This is a genomic window from Burkholderia sp. ZZQ-2, assembly GCF_050768715.1.
Taxonomy (GTDB): domain Bacteria; phylum Pseudomonadota; class Gammaproteobacteria; order Burkholderiales; family Burkholderiaceae; genus Burkholderia; species Burkholderia cepacia.
This window is the reverse complement of the sequence record NZ_LDVA01000338.1, coordinates 1-20,021: the sequence shown is the minus strand read 5'-3', so window position 1 is coordinate 20,021 and position 20,021 is coordinate 1. Positions and strand designations below refer to the sequence as shown.

At 67.6% G+C, this 20,021-nt stretch carries 15 protein-coding genes; 9 read left to right on the top strand and 6 right to left on the bottom strand.

The window, feature by feature from the left end; all coding sequences use genetic code 11:
* Positions 1-1,232 (top strand): ABC transporter ATP-binding protein (locus ABY44_RS32290; protein WP_431643256.1); only part of this gene is annotated, 1,232 nt, incomplete at its 5' end.
* A gap of 27 nt (positions 1,233-1,259) precedes the next feature.
* Here the strand turns inward: ABY44_RS32290 and ABY44_RS32285 are convergent.
* Positions 1,260-2,138 (bottom strand): MurR/RpiR family transcriptional regulator, encoded by an 879-nt coding sequence (locus tag ABY44_RS32285; protein ID WP_060173518.1) that lies wholly within the window; start codon positions 2,136-2,138, stop codon positions 1,260-1,262.
* Positions 2,139-2,501: 363 nt separating this feature from the next.
* Between ABY44_RS32285 and ggt the strand changes: the two genes are divergently transcribed.
* Together ggt and ABY44_RS32275 are read left to right on the top strand one after the other, a co-directional pair.
* Positions 2,502-4,253: a gamma-glutamyltransferase gene (gene ggt, locus ABY44_RS32280; protein WP_060173517.1), complete on the top strand. Its 1,752-nt coding sequence runs from the start codon at positions 2,502-2,504 to the stop codon at positions 4,251-4,253.
* 226 nt (positions 4,254-4,479) lie between these two features.
* Positions 4,480-5,808, top strand: coding sequence for a dicarboxylate/amino acid:cation symporter (locus tag ABY44_RS32275; protein WP_431643254.1), 1,329 nt, complete (start codon positions 4,480-4,482; stop codon positions 5,806-5,808).
* A gap of 17 nt (positions 5,809-5,825) precedes the next feature.
* Here the strand turns inward: ABY44_RS32275 and ABY44_RS32270 are convergent, their stop codons facing one another.
* Both ABY44_RS32270 and ABY44_RS32265 read right to left on the bottom strand, forming a co-directional pair.
* Positions 5,826-6,224 carry a DUF3331 domain-containing protein gene (locus tag ABY44_RS32270; RefSeq protein WP_060173515.1) on the bottom strand — a complete coding sequence of 133 codons (399 nt, stop codon included), beginning with the start codon at positions 6,222-6,224 and terminating at the stop codon, positions 5,826-5,828.
* A gap of 44 nt (positions 6,225-6,268) precedes the next feature.
* Complete coding sequence (locus ABY44_RS32265) at positions 6,269-7,561, bottom strand: NAD(P)/FAD-dependent oxidoreductase (RefSeq protein WP_027789428.1); 1,293 nt, start codon at positions 7,559-7,561, stop codon at positions 6,269-6,271.
* Positions 7,562-7,709: 148 nt separating this feature from the next.
* Between ABY44_RS32265 and ABY44_RS32260 the strand changes: the two genes are divergently transcribed.
* Complete coding sequence (locus ABY44_RS32260; protein ID WP_027789427.1) at positions 7,710-8,363, top strand: TetR/AcrR family transcriptional regulator; 654 nt, start codon at positions 7,710-7,712, stop codon at positions 8,361-8,363.
* A 22-nt stretch (positions 8,364-8,385) separates the two neighbouring features.
* Here the strand turns inward: ABY44_RS32260 and ABY44_RS32255 are convergent, their stop codons facing one another.
* Positions 8,386-9,297: a LysR family transcriptional regulator gene (locus tag ABY44_RS32255; RefSeq protein ID WP_060173514.1), complete on the bottom strand. Its 912-nt coding sequence runs from the start codon at positions 9,295-9,297 to the stop codon at positions 8,386-8,388.
* A gap of 108 nt (positions 9,298-9,405) precedes the next feature.
* Here ABY44_RS32255 and ABY44_RS32250 point away from each other — a divergent pair, with 108 nt between their 5' ends.
* A complete protein-coding gene (locus ABY44_RS32250) occupies positions 9,406-10,167 on the top strand; it encodes an SDR family NAD(P)-dependent oxidoreductase (protein WP_060173513.1) in 762 nt (253 codons plus the stop codon).
* 54 nt (positions 10,168-10,221) lie between these two features.
* Here ABY44_RS32250 and soxR read toward each other — a convergent pair whose 3' ends face one another.
* Entirely contained in the window at positions 10,222-10,701 is a 480-nt protein-coding gene (gene soxR / locus ABY44_RS32245; protein ID WP_027789424.1) for a redox-sensitive transcriptional activator SoxR, read from the bottom strand.
* Between the two features lie 80 nt (positions 10,702-10,781).
* On the opposite strand from soxR, the gene ABY44_RS32240 reads away from it, so the two are divergent.
* The 3 genes from ABY44_RS32240 to ABY44_RS32230 are packed head-to-tail and all read left to right on the top strand — an operon-like array spanning position 10,782 to position 16,727.
* On the top strand, positions 10,782-12,020 hold the full coding sequence (locus ABY44_RS32240; RefSeq protein WP_060173512.1) for an efflux RND transporter periplasmic adaptor subunit: 1,239 nt from the start codon (positions 10,782-10,784) through the stop codon (positions 12,018-12,020).
* Between the two features lie 13 nt (positions 12,021-12,033).
* A complete protein-coding gene (locus ABY44_RS32235; RefSeq protein WP_059697808.1) occupies positions 12,034-15,207 on the top strand; it encodes an efflux RND transporter permease subunit in 3,174 nt (1,057 codons plus the stop codon).
* The gene (locus ABY44_RS32230; protein ID WP_060173511.1) at positions 15,204-16,727 is read left to right on the top strand and encodes an efflux transporter outer membrane subunit; all 1,524 of its coding nucleotides are present in this window, start codon (positions 15,204-15,206) and stop codon (positions 16,725-16,727) included. The genes ABY44_RS32235 and ABY44_RS32230 overlap by 4 nt, the downstream gene beginning before the upstream one ends.
* Positions 16,728-16,783: 56 nt before the next feature.
* On the opposite strand, the gene aceE is transcribed toward ABY44_RS32230, so the two are convergent.
* Positions 16,784-19,468 (bottom strand): pyruvate dehydrogenase (acetyl-transferring), homodimeric type, encoded by a 2,685-nt coding sequence (gene aceE, locus ABY44_RS32225; RefSeq protein ID WP_431643245.1) that lies wholly within the window; start codon positions 19,466-19,468, stop codon positions 16,784-16,786.
* Between the two features lie 173 nt (positions 19,469-19,641).
* Between aceE and ABY44_RS32220 the strand changes: the two genes are divergently transcribed.
* On the top strand, positions 19,642-20,021 hold a 380-nt coding region (locus ABY44_RS32220), incomplete at its 3' end, for a MarR family winged helix-turn-helix transcriptional regulator (RefSeq protein WP_431643243.1).

Sequence of the window (20,021 nt, the reverse complement as noted above, 5' to 3'; positions counted from 1 at the left end):
CGCAGGGCGAACTGCTCGTGCTCGACGATGCGAACCTGTCGCTGCGCGAAGGCGAGATCGTCGGCCTGCTCGGCCGTTCCGGCTCGGGCAAGTCGACGCTGCTGCGCATCATCGCCGGGCTGATCGAGCCGACCGGCGGCGAGGTGACCTATCTCGGCAAGCCGCTGCGCGGCCCGGCCGAAGGCGTCGCGATGGTGTTCCAGACCTTCGCGCTGTTCCCGTGGCTCACCGTGCTGCAGAACGTGGAAGCCGGGCTGGAAGCGCTCGGCGTCGGCGCGCGCGAGCGGCGCGAGCGTGCGCTTGCCGCGATCGACCTGATCGGTCTCGACGGTTTCGAGAACGCGTACCCGCGCGAGCTGTCGGGCGGCATGCGCCAGCGCGTGGGCTTTGCGCGCGCGCTCGTCGTCGACCCGACGATCCTGCTGATGGACGAACCGTTCTCCGCGCTCGACGTGCTGACCGCCGAGACGCTGCGTACCGACCTGCTCGACCTGTGGACGCAAGGCCGCATGCCGATCAAGTCGGTGCTGATCGTCACGCACAACATCGAGGAAGCCGTGTTCATGTGCGACCGGATCCTCGTGCTGTCGTCGAACCCGGGCCGCGTGATCGCCGAGATCAAGGTGCCGTTCAAGCATCCGCGCAACCGGCTCGACACGGATTTCCGCAAGCTCGTCGACGACATCTACGCGAAGATGACCGCGCGCCAGACCAACGAGGCGACGAAGAAGGGGCTGGAGCTCGGCAGCTGGATGCCGCGCGTGTCGACCAACCTGATGGCCGGCCTGATCGAGACGCTCGCGATGGCGCCGTACCATGGCCGTGCGGACATGCCGGAAATCGCGCGTACGCTGCATCTCGAGGTCGACGAACTGTTCCCGATCGCCGAAGTGCTGCAATACCTCGACTTCGCGGACGTGCGGGAAGGGGACGTGTTCCTGACGCCGCCGGCGCGTGTGTTCGCGGAGTTCGGCACGCAGGAGCGCAAGCTGATGTTTGCCGATCACCTGCTGAAGCACGTGCCGCTGGCTGCACGGATCAGGAAGGTGCTGAACGAGCGCCCGGGCCATCGCGCGCCGCGCGTGCGCTTCGAGCAGGAGCTGGAGGATTTCCTGTCCGATGAAGCCGCCGAGGAAACGCTCGACGCGGTGATCGACTGGGGGCGTTACGGCGAAGTCTTTTCGTATAACGACAAGACGGAAGTGTTCAGTCTCGAGGATGTCGAGAGCTGAAGTCCGTGCCCGAATGGCGAGCGATCGTCATTCGGGCAGATCGCGACTGTTGGCGTGCTGCTCGATTCCGCCGGTATTGAGCGATTCGATCCTTTCCATCCGCTGCCTTGCCAGCTCAGGCAACCGGTTCGTCACGCCGATCACGAGCGCTTCGGCGAGCGCGAGCGCCGGCACGTTGGTCTGCAGCATCGCGAACGGCTGCCCCTGGATCCGCAGCACGATCTCCGCAAATTCCCCGATCGGCGAATGCCATTCGTCGGTGACCAGCAGCACGCGCGTGCCGAGCTGGTGTGCGGCTTGCGCGAACCGGATGCTGTCGCGCTGGTAGCGGCGGAAATCGAAAATGACGAGCACGTCGCCGGGCCCCATGTCCGCCAGGGCGACCGAGGCGAGGTTCACATTCGGTTCGACATACTGGACGCGTGGCCGCGCATACGCGAGCGTGAACGAAAACAGCGAAGCGAGCGGCGCGGTGTAACGCCCGCCGCCGCAGAAAACGCGAACGTCCTGATCGGCCAGCAGTGCCACGGCGGCGTCGAACGCCGCCGCATCGAGTCCTTCGATCGTGGTGGCCAGCGATTGCGACAACCGCTGGAAAATCGCCGAATGACTGTCGCGCAGCCCCGAAGCCGAGTGAAACGCGTCCATCCGCGCGAGCGGCGAATTCATCGCGGTGTCGATTTCGCCGTACAGCGCCTGCTGGAACGACGAATAGTTGGGAAACCCGATCCTGACGACGAAGCGAAACACGGTCGGGTCGCTCACGTCGGCCTGCTTCGCGAACTGCGCGATGGGCCCCAGCCCGAGACTGGGATAGCGATCCAGCAACGCCTGCGCAACCTTCTGTTCCGACGGCGTGAAGCTATCCATCTGGGATAACAGCAACGCCCTGATGCTCGTCCCCATCGGGCACTCCGACTCTCTCAATCCAAATGACAAACGGCAGACGTGCGTCTGCCGGCGAACCCACGCATGTTAGCCGATTGACGTGCGGCGGGCCGCCCGCACTCCGGAATTAGAGGGGCGCATCGCACGGTCGGCCGGCTCGTCAATGAATGTAATGAAACATACATTGATAAAGAAAACATCCGGTCGATATTCGTTCATGGTTCAGTGATAACCCTAGGTTTTGGTGTAAAAAACCGAGTGCTATGATCGCGGCCTCGCTGGAATGTACGGTTCATTACATCGCGAATCGATGCTTCGATGCGTGACGATGCGGCGTCGCATTCCGGCATGGCACGGTTTATTTGTCTGGAGGATTCCGTCATGAGGCGGCTCGTAGTACTCACCCTGTTGTCGGCAATGAGCGTGTGCGCGTTCGCCGCGTCGGACCCGGCGGTCGAAGCGAAGAACGGCATGGTCGTGTCCTCGCAGCACTTCGCGTCGCAGATCGGCGTCGACATCCTGAAGGAAGGCGGCAACGCGGTGGATGCGGCAGTGGCGGTCGGCTATGCGCAGGCCGTGACCAATTCGTGCTGCGGCAATATCGGCGGCGGCGGTTTCATGACCCTTCACCTGGCCGACGGCCGCGACCGCTTCATCAATTTCCGCGAGACCGCACCGGCCGCGGCTTCCGCGAACATGTACCTCGACGCGAACGGCAACATCATCCCCGACGACAGCCTGTACGGCTATCGCGCGGTCGGCGTGCCGGGCACGGTCGCGGGCCTCGATCTCGCGCAGCGCAAGTACGGCAAGCTGACGCGCAGGCAGGTGATGGAACCGGCGATCCGGCTCGCGCGCGACGGTTTCGTGCTGACGCGCGGCGATACGGACATCCTCGACACGACGGTCGCGCGCTTCAGGAAGGACCCGGAAGCGGCCCGCATCTTCCTCCGCCCGGACGGCACGCCGCTGCAGCCGGGCGACCGCCTCGTGCAGAAGGACCTCGCACGCACGCTCGAGCGCATCGCGGAGCAGGGGCCCGACGCGTTCTATCACGGCGAGATCCCGAAGATCGTCGAGGCCGCGGCCAGGCGCGCGGGCGGCGTGATCACGGCCGCCGATTTCGCGTCCTACCGCGCGCAGGACATGGCGCCGCTGACGTGCACGTATCGCGGCTACGAGTTCGTGTCGGCGCCGCCGCCGAGCTCGGGCGGCGTGACGATGTGCGAGACGCTGAACATCCTCGAAGGGTACGACCTGCGCAAGCTCGGCTACCACTCGGCCGCGGCGGTCCACTACATGACCGAAGCGATGCGGCACGCATACGAGGATCGCAACACGCTGCTCGGCGATCCGAACTTCATCGACAACCCGGTCGCGAAGCTGACGAGCAAGGAATACGCGGCGCAGATCCGCAAGAGCATCCATGCCGATACGGCGACGCCGTCGGTGGACGTGCAGCCGGGTGTCGGCGTGCACGAGAAGCCGGAGACGACCCACTATTCGATCGTCGACAAGGACGGCAACGCGGTGTCGACGACCTACACGGTCAACGGCCGCTTCGGCGCCGTGGTCATCGCGCCGGGCACGGGCTTCTTCCTGAACGACGAGATGGACGATTTCACCGTGAAGGTCGGCGCGCAGAACCTGTTCGGTCTCGTGCAGGGCACGCGTAACTCGATCGCGCCGGGCAAGCGTCCGCTGTCGTCGATGGCGCCGACCATCGTGAAGAAGGACGGCAAGGTGTTCATGGTGGTCGGTTCGCCGGGCGGGTCGCGCATCATCACGATCACGCTGCAGACGGTGCTGAACGTGATCGACTACGGGATGACGCCGCAGGATGCCGTCACCGCGCCGCGGATCCATCACCAGTGGCTGCCTGACGAGGTCTATTACGAGACCTACGGCCTGTCGCCCGACACGCTCGCGATCCTGCGCAACATGGGCTACAAGATGGTCGAGCAGACGCCGTGGGGCGCCGCCGAGCTGATCATGGTCGGCCTGCCGGGCACCGAAGCCGCGAGCCGCCAGAGTTCCGGGAACGATTCGTCCGTGTCCGGCAACGTGCGTGTCGGCTTCATCTACGGCTACAACGACCCGCGTCGTCCGGCCGGATCGGCAATCGGCTACTGACCGGATCCGGTCGGCATCGAGCTGAACCGCCGCCGACGACGTTTGCCCTTGCGCGAGCGTCGTTGCGGCGGCAGTCCGTCGGTTCGCGGACATCCGCGAGCCTGACCGGCGCCGCCGGCCGTGGCCGACACACCGGGCACGGTTGGCTCGCCACGCACGCGCCCTGGCACGGCACGGGACGCGCGCCTTTCATCCTTCAACTTCTTCCCGTGCATCGAATTCCATCATGAACAAACGAATGTCCGCGGCAGGCTGGATCCTGCTCGCGATGGCGGCCGGCATCCTGATCGGCTACATGATCTATACGCAACTGCCGGACAAGCAGTCCGCGGCGGAGATCGCCGGGTACATCTCGCTGGTGTCCGACGTGTTCCTGCGGCTGATCAAGATGGTGATCGGCCCGCTGGTGTTCTCGACGCTCGTCGTCGGCATCGCGCACATGGGCGACGCGTCGTCGGTGGGGCGCGTGTTCGTGAAGGCGCTCGGCTGGTTCGTCACCGCGTCGCTGATCTCGCTGCTGCTCGGCCTGCTGATGGCGAACCTGCTGCGGCCCGGCGAGAACCTCGGGTTGCCGCTGCCGGATATCGGCGCGTCCGCGCATCTGGCGACGTCCAAGTTCACGCTGAAGGATTTCGTCGGTCACATGGTGCCGAAGTCGATCGCCGAGGCGATGGCGAACAACGAGATCCTGCAGATCGTCGTGTTCTCGATGTTCTTCGGCGTGGCGCTTGCGTCGCTCGGCGAGCGCGGCAAGATCCTCGTCGCGGCGATCGACCAGCTCGCGCACGTGATGCTCAGGATTACCGGCTATGTGATGAAGCTCGCGCCGCTCGCGGTGCTGGCGGCGATGGCGTCGACGGTCGCGATCAACGGCCTGTCGATCCTGCTGAAGTTCGCGGTGTTCATGGGCGATTTCTACCTGAGCCTGTTCCTGCTGTGGGGCACGCTCGTCATCGCCGGGCTGCTGTTCCTCGGCCGCCGCGTGTTCAAGCTGCTGGTGCTGATCAAGGAAGCGTTCATGCTGTCGTTCGCGACCGCGAGCTCGGAAGCCGCGTATCCGAAGATCCTCGATGCGCTCGACCGTTTCGGCGTGCGCCGCAAGATCTCGAGCTTCGTGATGCCGATGGGGTATTCGTTCAACCTCGACGGCTCGATGATGTACTGCACGTTCGCGTCGCTGTTCATCGCGCAGGCGTACGGTATTCACCTGTCGCTCGGCACGCAGGTCACGATGCTGCTGATCCTGATGCTGACGTCGAAAGGCATGGCCGGCGTGCCGCGCGCGTCGCTCGTCGTGATCGCCGCGACGCTGCACCAGTTCAACATCTCGGAAGCCGGGCTGCTGCTGATTCTCGGCGTCGATACGTTCCTCGACATGGGCCGTTCGGCCACGAACGCAGTGGGCAACTCGATCGCCAGCGCGGTGGTCGCGAAATGGGAAGGCGAGCTGATGCCCGAAGCGGAAGCCGAAGCGAATGCGGCGCGGCTGGATGAGGAAGCCGAAGCACGGATGAACGAGGCGGCCCGCGAGGCGGATCGCGTCACCACGGCCTGAAGCGGTATCCCGCGCCTTCAGGCCGCCTCGGCGGGGCGGGCCGCGTCGATGCACGCGGCCAGCACCATCGCGGCGGCGTTGCCCGGCGTCGAGCCGAGCAATTGCGGCGCATAGACGCTGTCGCCGATCTCGATCGGCTGCCCCGACAGCGCGCACACGCCGCGCTTGCGCGTGGTGAACAACCGCCACTTCTGATAACCGTAGTGCCCGGTGCATGCGTCGCGCCAGGAAATCATCACGGTGTCGGCCGTGGGCCGCTCGAGTACGCTGATGGCCGGCTTGCTCGTCGCGTCCCACGACGGCAGCCGGTCGCGCGTGACGCTGCGCCGCCGCGGCGTGCTCCACGAGACGGACGGCATGTCGAAGCTGCCGATCGCGGCGACGGTCATGAGCCAGGGGGCGATACGGTTGTTCATGTCAGTTTTCCTCGAAACGTTACGCGGCACCGCAACGCGCGGCATCACGACAGGCGGATGCGCGGCCGCGCGCAGCCGTTGATCCGTTCGGCGATCCACAGCAGGCTCGCCTTGGAGAAGCCGTGCAGCGCCTGCTGGTGCCGCCGGTAGAGCATCAGGTGGCTGAATTGCGCGAATCGCCCCTGGATGAAGCCGCCACGAAAGAACCCGAACTGCCCGAGCGTGCCGAACGCGTCGTAGTCGCTGATCGACACGAGCGCGCCGAAATCGTGGAACGCGAACGGCGGCATCGGCTTGCCGTCGAGCCACGCGGGCAGGTGCTTCGCGAGATGCTCGGCCTGCTGCGTCGCGACCTGCGCGGTGGGCGGCAGCGGCCGTTCCTGGCCGTCGGGCAACAGGCTCGCGCAATCGCCGATCGCGAACACGTGTTCGTCGCCCGTTGCCTGCAGCGTCGGGCCGACGACGATCTGGTTCGCGCGATTCGTGTCGAGGCCGCCGAGCGCCTGCATGAAATCGGGCGCCTTTACGCCGGCCGCCCACACCATGAGGTCGGCTTCCGCAAACGAACCGTCGCCGTAGTGAAAGCCGTTCGCGTCGGCCGACGTGACGCGGGTCGACGTCAGCACGTGAAAGCCGATCTGTTCGAGCCGTTGCTGTGCCGATGCGGAAATCTTCGGCGGAAATGCGGCGAGGATGCGCGGACCGCTTTCAAGCAGCGTGAGTTGCAGCCGGTCGCGTACCGTTTCGTCGCCATAGGCTTGTGCCACTTCCAGCAGGCGGCTCAGCTCCGCGGCAAGCTCGACGCCGGTCGCGCCGGCACCGACGATCGCGACGCGGAACGGCTCGTCGCGCGCGATGCTGCGAAATACGCGCATCCGCAACGCTTCGTTGAAGGTCTCGGCCTGCGGCTGGCTGTCGATGAAATAGCAGTGCTCGCGTACGCCCGGCGTGCCGAAATCGTTGGCCTGGCTGCCGAGCGCGAGGATCAGCACGTCGTATTCGAGTTCGCGGGCGTCGAGCACGAGTTCGCCGTCCTGCGAGCGGATCTCGCCGAGCTGCACGCGGCGCCGCGCGCGATCGAGCCCCTTCAGTTCGCCGGGCTGGTACGTGTAACCGTGATCGCGGGCATGGGCGAGGAAGATCACCTGCTGCTGCTGCACGTCGCGCGTACCGGCCGCGATCGTGTGCAACATCGGTTTCCAGATGTGGGTCGGGCTGCGGTCGACGACGGTGACCTGTGCGCGCCCGGACCGGCCGAGACGCTCGCCCAGACGCGTGGCGAGCTGCAGTCCGGCGATCCCGCCGCCGACGATGACGATACGTGTAGGGGTTGCCATGGATAAATCATCACGTGATGAATAAGGTATGATCCTAGCGCTTCCCGGCTTCGCGTGTCAACGGAGCGGGGCAAATCACGCGGTTTCGGCGGTGCTGAAGCGGGGCTGGAACAGGCGCATTCGAATCATTCAAGGAGAGCAGGGAAACGTGGCTGAAGTCACTGAGCGCGCGCCGGGCAAGCGGCGTATGCGAGGGCGGCCGCTGGCCGGGGCGTCCGTCGGACCGGACGTGATATTGCGGGCCGCGCGCCGTACGTTCGCGAAGCGGGGCTACGACGCGACGAGCGTGCGCGAGGTCGCGCGCGAGCTGGGCATCGACGCGGCGCTGATCGCCCATCATTTCGGTACGAAGGAAACGTTGTGGCTGGCCGTCGTCGAGCAGATCGTCGAGATCGCCGAGCCGATGTTCGATGCGCTGCGTGCGTTGCGTACGTCGCCGCTGTCGCATCGCGAACGCGTGCGGCGCGCACTCGAGCTGTGCGTCGACCATGAGTTCGACGAACCCGACATGGGCATGTTCTTCTCGACGGCGGCGACCGAAGTGGGCGGGCGGCTCGACCGGCTGCAGGAGCGGCTCGTCCGTCCGTATTACGACGTGATGTTCCCGCTGCTGGCGGACGCCGTGCAGGCCGGCGCGATTCGCGCGGTCGATCCGAACGTGCTGTTCTTCATGATCGCGAGCGCGATCGGCAACACGGTGTCGTACAGCCACATCATGCTGGAGTTCACGTCGCTGCCCACGCAGCCGGACGCGTTCCGGCGTGCCGTGACCGACGCCGCGTTCAACCTCGTCGGCGACTGAGCGCCGCGCACCACGCGCACACTCACGTCGCGGCGACCAGCCCCAGTTTGCGCACCGCGTTTCGCGCGGTCTCGCGCAGCGCATCGACGAGCGGCGATGGCGTCCGGTACGCGATCGCCAGCTCGTACGCGAGCGGGCTGCCCGCACCCTTCAGTTCGCAGAACGTAATGCCTTTCGGTTGCATCGGCACGAACAGGCGCGGCATCAGTGCGACGCCGATCCCGCCCGCGACGAGCCCGGCCGTCGTCTGCATCTGGCGCGGCTGCTGGACGACGCGCGGCGCGAAGCCGGCCTGCGCGCATGCGGTCACGATCAGCGCATGCATGCCGGGACCGTGGTGCGCGGCGAACATGACCCACGGGTCGTCCGCCAGGTCGGCGAGCGCGATGTGCCGGCGGCGTGCGAGCCGGTGACCGTCGGGCAGCGCCGCGACCATCCGGTCGCGCAGCAGCGGCTCGACGCGCACGTCGCCCGCGTCGGCCACCGGCAGCACGACGAGGCCGATGTCGGTGCGGTCGTGGCGCAGCGCGAGCACCTGCTCGGCGGTCGTGCCTTCCTCGAGCTGGAAATCGACGCCTGGATGGCGTTCCTGGAACGCCCGCAGGATCAGCGGCAATAGCGCGTTGACGGTGCTGTCGACGAAGCGCAGCCGCAGCGTGCCGCCGAGGCCCGCGCCCGCGCGGCGGGCCACGGCCACCGCGCGTTCGGCCTGTTCGAGCGCGCGCCGAGCTTCGAGCAGGAATGCCTCGCCGGCCGGCGTGAGCGTCGAGCCGCGGTTGTCGCGCTCGAGCAGCGAGACGCCCAGCTCGTCTTCGAGCTTGCGGATCGCCGCGCTGAGCGGCGGCTGCGCCATGTGCAGCCGCTCGGCCGCACGCCGGAAGCTGAGCGTCTCGGCAACCGCGATGAATTGCCTGAACTGGCGCAGATCGATCATGCGATACCTCTCGTGTATCAGTGGATCATCGAATTCGTATTTTACCTATCACCTCGCCACGCCCAGACTTGCACTGTCGGCAATCGTCAACATTCGGGAGGGCAGGACATGACGGGCAGTGAACGGCAACGGACGGCGATCGTCACGGGCGGGTCGAGCGGGATCGGCTTCGCGATCGCACGGCGGCTGGTGGAGGACGGGTATCGCGTCGCGATCGTCGGGCGCGACACGGCGCGGCTGGACGCGGCCGTCGCGCGTCTCGGCGGCGCGGCGATCGGGCAGGCCGGTGATTTGAGCGTGCGGCGCGAGGCTGAGGCGGTGGTCGCCGCGATCGTCGCGCAGTGGCCTAGCGTGGACGTGCTGGTCAACAACGCGGGGCTGACCGGCCGCGTTGGCGCGGACACCGAGGCGGGCGAGGCCGAGACCGTGTGGGATGCCGTGCTCGACGCGAACCTGAAAAGCCTGTTCGTGACGACCCTGGCCGTGCTGCCGCACCTGGCCGAGCGCGACGCGCGGATCGTCAACCTCGGCTCGATCGCGGCGCGCGCCGGCAGCCTGCTGCCGGGCGGCCTGGCGTACGCGGCGGCGAAGGCCGGCGTCGAAGGGTTCACCGTTGCGTTGGCGCGCGAACTCGGGCCGCGCGGCGCGACGGTCAATACGGTCGCGCCAGGCTATATCGCCGACACACGCTTCTTCGGGGACGGCGGCGTCGCGCCGGCCATCGCGGCGACGATTCGCGAGCAGACGCCGGCCGGCCGCGCCGGGCATCCGGACGACATCGCGGACGCGGTCGCGTGGCTCGCCGGGCCGCGCGCGTCGTTCGTCACCGGCGCGACGATCGCGGTGAACGGCGGCTGGCGCGTCGGGTGACGCCATCCGTACCGGAGGCCGGGCACGGCATCGCGCGCCTCGCCCGGCCGCCGGTCATTCGAGATCCTTGGGCGGCGTATCGCCGAGCCAGCGCCGCGCGCCGGGCCCGTTGCGGCCCGCGCGGTCTTCCGGGTTCGTCAGCTTGCAGCGCTTCAGCGACAGGCAGCCGCAGCCGATGCATTCGTCGAGGTTGATGTAGAGCCGCTGCAGTTCCTCGATCCGGCTCGCGACGCGTTGCTTCCAGCCGCGCGACAGCCGCTGCCAATCCTTGTTGCTCGGCGCGGTGTCCTCGGGCAGGCTGACGAGCTGCTCGGCGATCTCGTCGAGCGAATAGCCGATCTTCTGCGCGAACACGATGAACGCGATCAGCCGCAGCACCGCGCGTGAATAGTGGCGATGGCTCGAGCCGTTGCGGTGCGATTTGATGAGCCCGCGCGTCTCGTAGAACCGCAAGGTCGACGCTGGCACGCCGCTGCGCGCGGCCACTTCGCGGATCGACATCAGCGGCCATTGCGGGATTTCCTGGATACCCATGACACCCCTCCGGGAAAGCTTGACTTGAAGTTAACTTCAACTTTTATGCTACGCGGCAGTTTAACCCGTCGCGAGGCATCATGCTCTCCTTATCCCTACGCAGGACGTCGCCTTTGGGCGCGGCCTGTGCACTGCTGCTGGCGTTGTCGGGCTGTCACGACGGCAAAGGCGCATCGTCGGCCCCGGCCCTTCCCGAAGTCGGCGTTGCCACCATCGCGCCGCGCACGATCCGCCTCGCGGACGAATTCAACGGACGCGTCGAAGCGGTCGACGCAGTCGAACTGCGGCCGCGCGTGAGCGGCTATCTGCAGCGCGTCGCCTACAAGGAGGGCGACCTGGTCGCGCAGGGCGCGCTGCTGTTCGAGATCGACCCGCGCCCGTACCGGATCGCACTCGATCGCGCGAACGCGCAGCTGCAGCGGGCCCGCGCGGCCGCGAGCCTCGCGAACGTGCAGCTCAAGCGCGTGCAGACGCTGATCGATGCGCATGCGACGTCGCAGGAAGAACTCGACAACGCGCGCGCCACGGCCGAGCAGGCGCGGGCTGACCTGCAGGCGGCCGATGCGGCCGTCGCCGACGCGAAGCTCAATCTCGGTTTCACCGAAGTGCGCGCGCCGATCGCGGGCCGCGTCGGCCGCGCGGTCGCCACTGTCGGCAACCTGGCGCGCGCGGACGACACGCTGCTGACGACCGTCGTGTCGCAGAACCCCGTCTACGTGTATTTCGACTGCGACGAACAGAGCTACCTGCGCTACAACGCACGGCGTGCCGACCCGAAGCATCGCGCGATCGGCGCCGATCCGGTTCGCGTGGGCCTCTCGAACGAGACGGGCTTCCCGCATGCGGGCACCGTCGATTTCCTCGACAACCGTCTCGACCCGCAGACGGGCACGATCCGCGCGCGCGTGCGGCTGCCGAATGCGGATCATGCGTTTACGCCCGGCCTGTATGCGCGCGTGCAGCTCGTCAGCGGCCGCGACCAGGATGCGCTGCTCGTCGACGACAAGGCCGTGCTCACCGACCAGGACCGCAAGTACGTGTATGTGATCGGCCCCGGCGACAAGGCGCTGCGCCGTGACGTGACGATCGGCCGCGGGCTGGACGGCGAGCGGATCATCGAGAAGGGGATCCAGGCGGGCGACCGCGTGGTCGTCGACGGCATGCAGCGGATCTACTATCCGGGCGCGCAGGTGAAGCCGAAGGCACTGCCCGTACGCGCCGATGCCGGTGCCGGTGCTGGTGCCGGTTATGGCGCGGGCAACGGATCGGGCAACGGCACGCAGGCCGTCGCCGATGCCGGCGCGCCGGCCGTGCAGTGACGGGAGCGATACGATGGATTTCTCCCGATTCTTCATCGACCGGCCGATCTTCGCGGTCGTGCTGTCGATCGTCATCTTCGCGATCGGCCTGATCTCGATTCCGATGCTGCCCGCCGGTGAATACCCGGAAGTCGTGCCGCCGAGCGTCGTCGTGCGTGCGACGTACCCGGGCGCGAACCCGAAGGAAATCGCCGAATCGGTCGCCGAACCGCTGGAAGAGGCGATCAACGGCGTCGAAGGCATCATGTACATGAAGTCGGTTGCCGGGTCGGACGGCAGCCTGCAGGTCGTCGTCACGTTCCTGCAGGGCGTCGATCCCGACACGGCCGCCGTGCGCGTGCAGAACCGCGTGAGCCAGGCGCTGTCGCGCCTGCCCGACGAGGTGCGCCAGTACGGCGTGACCACGCAGAAGCAGTCGCCGACGCCGCTGATGTACGTGAGCCTCTATTCGCCGGACAACAGCCGCGATTCGCTGTACCTGCGCAACTACCTGACGCTGCACGTGAAGGACGAGCTGTCGCGGCTGACCGGTGTCGGCGACGTCGGCTTGTCCGGCTCCGGCGACTACGCGATGCGGCTGTGGCTCGACCCGAACCGGCTCGCGTCGCGCGGGCTGACCGCGAGCGACGTGATTGCCGCCGTGCGCGAGCAGAACGTGCAGGTGTCGGCGGGTCAGCTCGGCGCGGAGCCGACGCCGAAGAAAAACGACTTCCTCCTGTCGATCAACGTGCGCGGCCGGCTGCGCACGGCGCAGGAGTTCGGCGACATCGTGCTGCGCAACGGCGACGACGGCCAGGTCGTGAAGCTGTCCGACGTCGCGCGCGTCGAGCTCGGCGCGGGCGACTACACGCTGCGCTCGTACTTCAACGACAAACAATCGGCCGTGGTCGGCATCTTCCTGTCGCCGGGGGCGAACGCGCTCGAAGTCGCGAAGGCCGTGTATGCGAAGTTCGACGAACTGTCGAAGCGCTTCCCGCCCGGCGTCGCGTACCGTCCCGTGTGGGATCCGACGGTATTCGTGCGCGATTCGATCCGCGCGGTGCAGCACACGCTGATCGAGGCCGTCGTGCTGGTCGTGCTCGTCGTGATCCTGTTCCTGCAGACATGGCGCGCGTCGATCATTCCGCTCGTCGCGGTGCCCGTCTCGGTGGTCGGCACGTTCGCTTGGCTCTATCTGCTCGGTTATTCGATCAACACGCTCACGCTGTTCGGGCTCGTGCTCGCGATCGGGATCGTGGTCGACGATGCGATCGTGGTCGTCGAGAACGTCGAGCGCAACATCGCGCAGGGCTTGAGCCCGCGCGACGCCGCGCACCAGGCGATGCGCGAGGTGTCGGGGCCGATCGTCGCGATCGCGCTCGTGCTGTGCGCGGTGTTCGTGCCGATGGCGTTCATGTCGGGCGTCACGGGGCAGTTCTACCGGCAGTTCGCGGTGACGATCGCGATCTCGACGGTGATCTCCGCGATCAACTCGCTGACGCTGTCGCCCGCGCTCGCCGCGAAGCTGCTGCGTCCGCACGGCGCGCCGAAGGATGCGCTCACGCGCGGGCTCGACCGCGCGTTCGGCTGGCTGTTCCGTCCGTTCAACCGCTTCTTCGACCGCAGCTCGGATCGCTATCACGGCGTCGTCTCGCGCACGCTGAAGCGGCGCGGGGTGGTGTTCGCGGTCTATGCGGCGTTGCTCGGGGCGACCGCGCTGCTGCTCAACGCGGTGCCGGGCGGCTTCATCCCGGTGCAGGACAAGCTGTACCTGTTCGCGGGCGCGAAGCTGCCGGAAGGCGCGTCGCTGGCGCGCACCAGCGAGGTGACCGAGCAGATGACGAAGATCGCGCTCGGCACCGACGGTGTCGAGATGGTGCCGGCGTTTGCCGGGCTGAACGCGCTGCAGGGCGTCAACACGCCGAACATCACGAACTCGTACGTGATCCTGAAGCCGTTCGACCAGCGCCACCGCAGCGCCGCGCAGATCAACGCGGACCTGAACGCACGCTTCGCGACCATCGGCGGCGGCATCACCTATGCGCTGATGCCGCCGCCGATCCAGGGCCTCGGCAACGGCTCGGGGTATTCGCTGTACCTGGAGGATCGCGGCGGGCTCGGCTACGGCGCATTGCAGAACGCGCTCACCGCGTTCCAGGCCGCGGTCGCGAAGACGCCGGGGATGAGCTACCCGGTCAGCTCGTACCAGGCGAACATCCCGCAGCTCGAGGTGAAGGTCGACCGGCTGAAGGCGAAGGCGCAGGGCGTCGCGCTGACCGACCTGTTCAGCACGCTGCAGGTCTATCTCGGCTCGATGTACGTGAACGACTTCAACCTGTTCGGCCGCGTGTACCGCGTGATGGCGCAGGCGGATGCCGGCCACCGGCAGACGGCCGCCGACATCGCGAACCTGCGCACGCGCAACGCGAAGGGCGAGATGGTGCCGATCGGCTCGATGGTGACGGTGGCGCCCGCGTACGGGCCCGACCCGGTCGTCCGCTACAACGGTTATCCGGCCGCCAACCTGATCGGCGACGCGGATCCGAAGGTGATGTCGTCGTCGCAGGCGATCGAGAAGCTGCAGCAGATCGCGAAGGACGTGCTGCCGCCGGGGATCGTGCTCGAGTGGACCGACCTCAGCTACCAGCAGGTCACGCAGAGCAACGCGGCGATCGTCGTGTTCCCGCTCGCGGTGATGCTCGTGTTCCTCGTGCTCGCGTCGCTGTACGAGAGCTGGACGCTGCCGCTCGCGGTGATCCTGATCGTGCCCGTGTGCATCTGTGCGGCGTTGTTCGGTGTGTGGCTGTCGGGAGGCGACAACAACGTGTTCGTGCAGGTCGGGCTCGTCGTGCTGATGGGGCTGGCGTGCAAGAACGCGATCCTGATCGTCGAGTTCGCGCGCGAGCTGGAAATCCAGGGCAAGGGCGTGATCGAATCCGCGCTGGAAGCGTGCAAGCTGCGGCTGCGTCCGATCGTGATGACGTCGGTCGCGTTCATCGCGGGTTCGGTGCCGCTTCTGATCGGCAGCGGCGCGGGCAGCGAAGTGCGGGCCGCCACCGGCATCACCGTGTTCGCCGGGATGCTCGGCGTCACGCTGTTCGGGCTGTTCCTGACGCCCGTGTTCTATGTCGCGATCCGCAAGCTCGCGGGCGGCACGCCGGCCGTGTGGAGCGAACACCACGGCACCCTCGAAGGAGAAAACCGATGAGCGCCGCTTTCCGTTTTTCCGCGCTCGCGATGTCGGTGACGCTCGCCGCATGCGCGGTCGGCCCCGATTTCAGGCGGCCCGATACGGCCACGGCCGAGCGGTTTGCCCGCGACGCGCATCCGGCGGCGCAGCGCGACGCGTTGCCGTCCGGCAAGACGCCGGATACGCCGCCCGACGCGTCGGCCGATGCCGATGCCGCATTCTGGCGCGGTTTCGGCGATCCGCAGCTGACGCAGCTGATCGACACGGCGCTCGCGGCGAACCAGGATCTCCAGGTCGCCGTGTCGCGCTACGACGCATCGAATGCGCTGCTGTCACAGGCCACGTTCGACCGCTACCCGACGATCACCGCGAGCGGGAAGATCGGTCATCAGCTGATGAGCAAGGACCAGGCGTTCGGGGCGCCGCGCAGCCAGCGCGATACGCCGACGTCCAGCGTCGGGATCAATGCGGCGTGGGAACTCGACCTGTTCGGCCGCGTGCGTCGTTCGATCGAGTCGCAGCGCGCGGAGACAGCCGCCAGCGCGGCGGACGTGCGCGCGGTGCGCGTCGCGATCGCCGGCGAGGTGGCGAGCACGTACGTCGACTTGCGCGGCTCGCAGGAGCGGCTGCGGATCGCACGCGAGAACGCCGACAACCAGAAGCAGACGCTCGCGCTGATCAATGCGCGCGTCGGCGCGGGGCGCGGCTCCGAACTCGATGCGGCGCGGGCGCGCGCGCAGTACGAATCGACGACGTCGCGGATCGCCGTGTATGAAGCGGCGATCGGCGTCGACGAGCATCGGCTCGCGGTGCTGACAGGGCAGACGCCGGATGCGCTGATCGGCCGCTTCGATCTCCCGAAGGCCGCCGGGTCGGCGGGCACGCCCGTGCCGCTGCCGGCGCTGGCCGCCGACATCGATCCCGGCACGCCGGGCGACCTGCTGCGGCGCCGGCCCGACGTCGCGGCCGCCGAGGCGCGGCTGCATGCGGCGACCGCACGCGTCGGCGTCGCGACGGCCGACCTGTTTCCGCGCTTCACGCTGTCGGGCCTGCTCGGCAGCGCGACGAGCAGCTACGGGTTCTTTCGTGCGGGCAGCGATACGAACCTGATCGCGCTCGGCATCGACTGGTCGTTCCTCGACGTCGGCCGCGTGCGCGCACGGATCGCCGCGAGCGATGCGGAAGTGGCCGGGCAGCTCGCGCAATACCGGCAGACCGTGCTCGGGGCGCTGGAGGAAACGGAGAACGCGCTGCTGCGTGCGGCCCGCACGCGTGACGAGACGGACCATCTCGTGCGGGCCGCGACCGACAGCGCGCGTGCCGCGCAACTGGCGCAGGCGCGTTTTTCGGCGGGCGCGATCGACTACTACGAAGTGCTCGACGCACAACGCACGCTGCTGCAGGCGCAGGATGCGGCGGCCGACGGGCAGATGCGCAGTGCGGCGTCGACGGTCGCGCTGTACAAGGCGCTTGCGGGCGGCTGGCCGTCGGGAACGGGGCAGGGGCCGCAAGGCCCGCTCGCGCAGTCGGGGCAGTAGCGCGGGCAAGGCGGCGCGGCAGGCCGGCGCAATCGTGCCTGCCGCGCGCCGCGTGACTACACGCTGGCCGGATCGATCTTGTCGACGTCGATGCCGTAGCGCCGGATGGCTTCGCCGACGCGCGCACGCGGGATCGCGCCGTCGTCGGCGAGCGCCTTCAGCGCCGCGACCACGATGAAGTGCCGGTCGACCTCGAAGAACGTTCGCAGCGCGTCGCGCGTATCCGAGCGGCCGAAGCCGTCGGTGCCGAGCGACACGAAGCGCCGGCCGTCGACGAACGCACGGATCTGGTCGCCGACGATCTTCATGTAATCGGTCGCGACGACCACCGGCCCCGTGCGGCCGTCGAGGCATTGCTGCACGTACGGCACGCGCGGCGCCTCATCGGGATGCAGCAGGTTCCAGCGTTCGGCGGCCAGCCCGTCGCGGCGCAGCTCGTTCAGGCTCGTCGCGCTCCACACGTCGCTCGACACGCCGAAGTCCTGCGCGAGCAGGTCGCTCGCGGCGATCACTTCACGCAGGATCGCGCCGCTGCCCATCAACTGCACGTGCGGCATGTCGGCCGCGCGCGACGCGCCTTCGCGCAGCAGGTAGAGGCCCTTGAGAATGCCGGCCTCCGCGCCGTCGGGCAGCGCCGGATGCGGGTAGTTTTCGTTGAGCAGCGTGATGTAGTAGTAGACGTCCTCCTGTTCCGCGAACATCCGCCGAAGGCCGTCGCGCACGATCACCGCGAGTTCGTACGCGTAGGTCGGGTCGTACGACACGCAGTTCGGAATCACCGACGACAGCACGTGGCTGTGCCCGTCGTCGTGCTGCAGCCCTTCGCCCATCAGCGTCGTGCGGCCCGACGTCGCGCCGAGCAGGAAGCCGCGCGTACGCGCGTCGCCGGCCGCCCACGCGAGATCGCCGACCCGCTGCAGCCCGAACATCGAATAGAAGATGTAGAACGGGATCGCCGGCAGGCCGTGGTTGCTGTAGGCGGTACCGGCCGCGATCCACGACGCGATCGCGCCCGATTCGTTGATGCCTTCCTGCAGGATCTGCCCGTCCTTCGCTTCCCGGTAGTAGCTGAGCTGGCCCGCGTCCTGCGGCGTGTAGAGCTGGCCGAGATGCGAGTGGATGCCGATCTGGCGGAACAGCCCCTCCATCCCGAACGTGCGGGATTCGTCCGGCACGATCGGGACGACCAGCTTACCGAGCGCCGGATCCTTCAGCAGCGTGCCGAGGATGCGCACGAACGCCATCGTCGTGGACAGCGCGCGTTCGCCGCTGTCCCTGAGCTGCGCGTCGAAGGCGGCGAGCGGCGGCACCGGCAGCGGCGCCACGTCGCTGAAGCGGGCGGGCACGTGGCCGCCGAGCGCGGCGCGGCGTTCCGCGAAGTAGCGTGCCTCGGCGCTGCCGGGTTCGGGTTTCAGGTAAGGCAGGTCGTCGAGTTGCGCGTCGCTGACCGGCAGCGCGAAGCGGTCGCGGAACGCGCGTACGGCATCCGCGCTCATCTTCTTCAACTGGTGGTTCACGTTCTGGCCTTCGCCGGCTTCGCCCATTCCGAAGCCCTTGACCGTCTTCGCGAGCACGACGGTCGGCCGCCCGTCCGCATGCATTGCCTGCGTATAGGCCGCATGCACCTTTTCCGGATCGTGGCCGCCGCGCGCGAGTTTCCAGATGTCGTCGTCGGACAGGTCGGCGACGAGCTCGAGCAGTTCGGGATACTTGCCGAAGAAATGCTCGCGCACGTACGCGCCACTCTGCGACTTGAAGGTCTGGTAGTCGCCGTCGACGCATTCCATCATGCGCTGACGCAGCAGGCCCGTTGTGTCGCGTTCGAGCAGGCGATCCCAGCCGCCGCCCCAGATCACCTTCACGACGTTCCAGCCCGCCGCGCGGAACGTGCCTTCGAGTTCCTGGATGACCTTGCCGTTGCCGCGTACCGGGCCGTCGAGACGCTGCAGGTTGCAGTTGACGACGAAGATCAGGTTGTCGAGCCGTTCGCGCCCGGCGAGCGAGATCGCGGCGAGCGATTCGGGCTGGTCCATTTCGCCGTCGCCGAGAAATGCCCAGACCTTGCGGCCCTGATGTGCTTTCAGCCCGCGATATTCGAGGTAGCGCATGAAGCGCGCCTGATACGCGGCCGTGAGCGGCCCGAGCCCCATCGACACGGTGGGGAATTGCCAGAAATCCGGCATCAGCCGCGGATGCGGATACGACGACAGCCCGTCGCGTCCCGCTTCGCGGCCGGTCTCGCGGCGGAAGTTGTCGAGTTGCGCGTCCGTGATGCGGCCTTCCAGGTACGCGCGGCCATAGATGCCGGGCGCCGAATGGCCCTGGATGTAGACCATGTCGCCGTCGAAAGTATCGGTGCGGCCGCGGAAGAAGTGATCGAAACCGACGTCGTACAGCACTGCGGCCGACTGGTAGGTCGCGATGTGGCCGCCGACGTTCGAATGCCGGCCGGCGCGCAGCACCATCACCATCGCGTTCCAGCGGATCATCGCGTTCAGGCGCCGTTCGAGCGCGAGATCGCCCGGATAGGCCGGCTGCCGTTCGCGCGGCACCGTGTTCACGTACGCGGTCGTCACGCGGCCGTGCAGGTCGCCGTGGCGCGCCGCGTCGAGGTCGGAAAGCCGGTCGATCAGGTAATGCGCGCGCGGGCGGCCCTCGAGCGCGATCACGGATTCGAGCGCATCGAGCCATTCGCGGGTTTCCTGCGGGTCGATGTCGGGTAGCGCGAGAGGTGCGGTCATGCAATGTCTCCAGAAGCATAAGGCTGCGCGGGGCGGCGGTCGTGGCGCCGCATCGCGCGACGGAACGCCCGTCGATCGGCGGGCAGGTAATTGCAATTGCAATCGTATGAGGGCAATTGTTATCGAGGTAAAATTTAATTGCAACTGCAATTCAATGAGAGGAACGACCTGACATGAGCGCACCCGAACCCGATCTGTGGTTCTCGTTCGTCCGCGCACACCGGACGATGATTCGCGAAATCGAGCGCCGCCTCGCGGCTGCCGGCCTGCCGGCGTATGCGTGGTACGACGCGTTGTGGGGGCTCGAGAGCGGGCCCGACGGCACGCGCCGGATGCACGAGCTGGCCGACGTGCTCGCGATCGAGCGTTACAACCTCACGCGGCTGGTCGACCGGCTCGAGCAGGAAGGGCTCGTCACGCGCGCCCGTTCGGCGGACGACGGCCGCGCCGCGTACGCGAGCATCACCGACAAGGGGCGCACGCTGCGCAAGAAGATGTGGAAGGTGTACCAGTCGACGGTCGCGGAACTCTTCCTCGATCAGTTCGGCGGCAA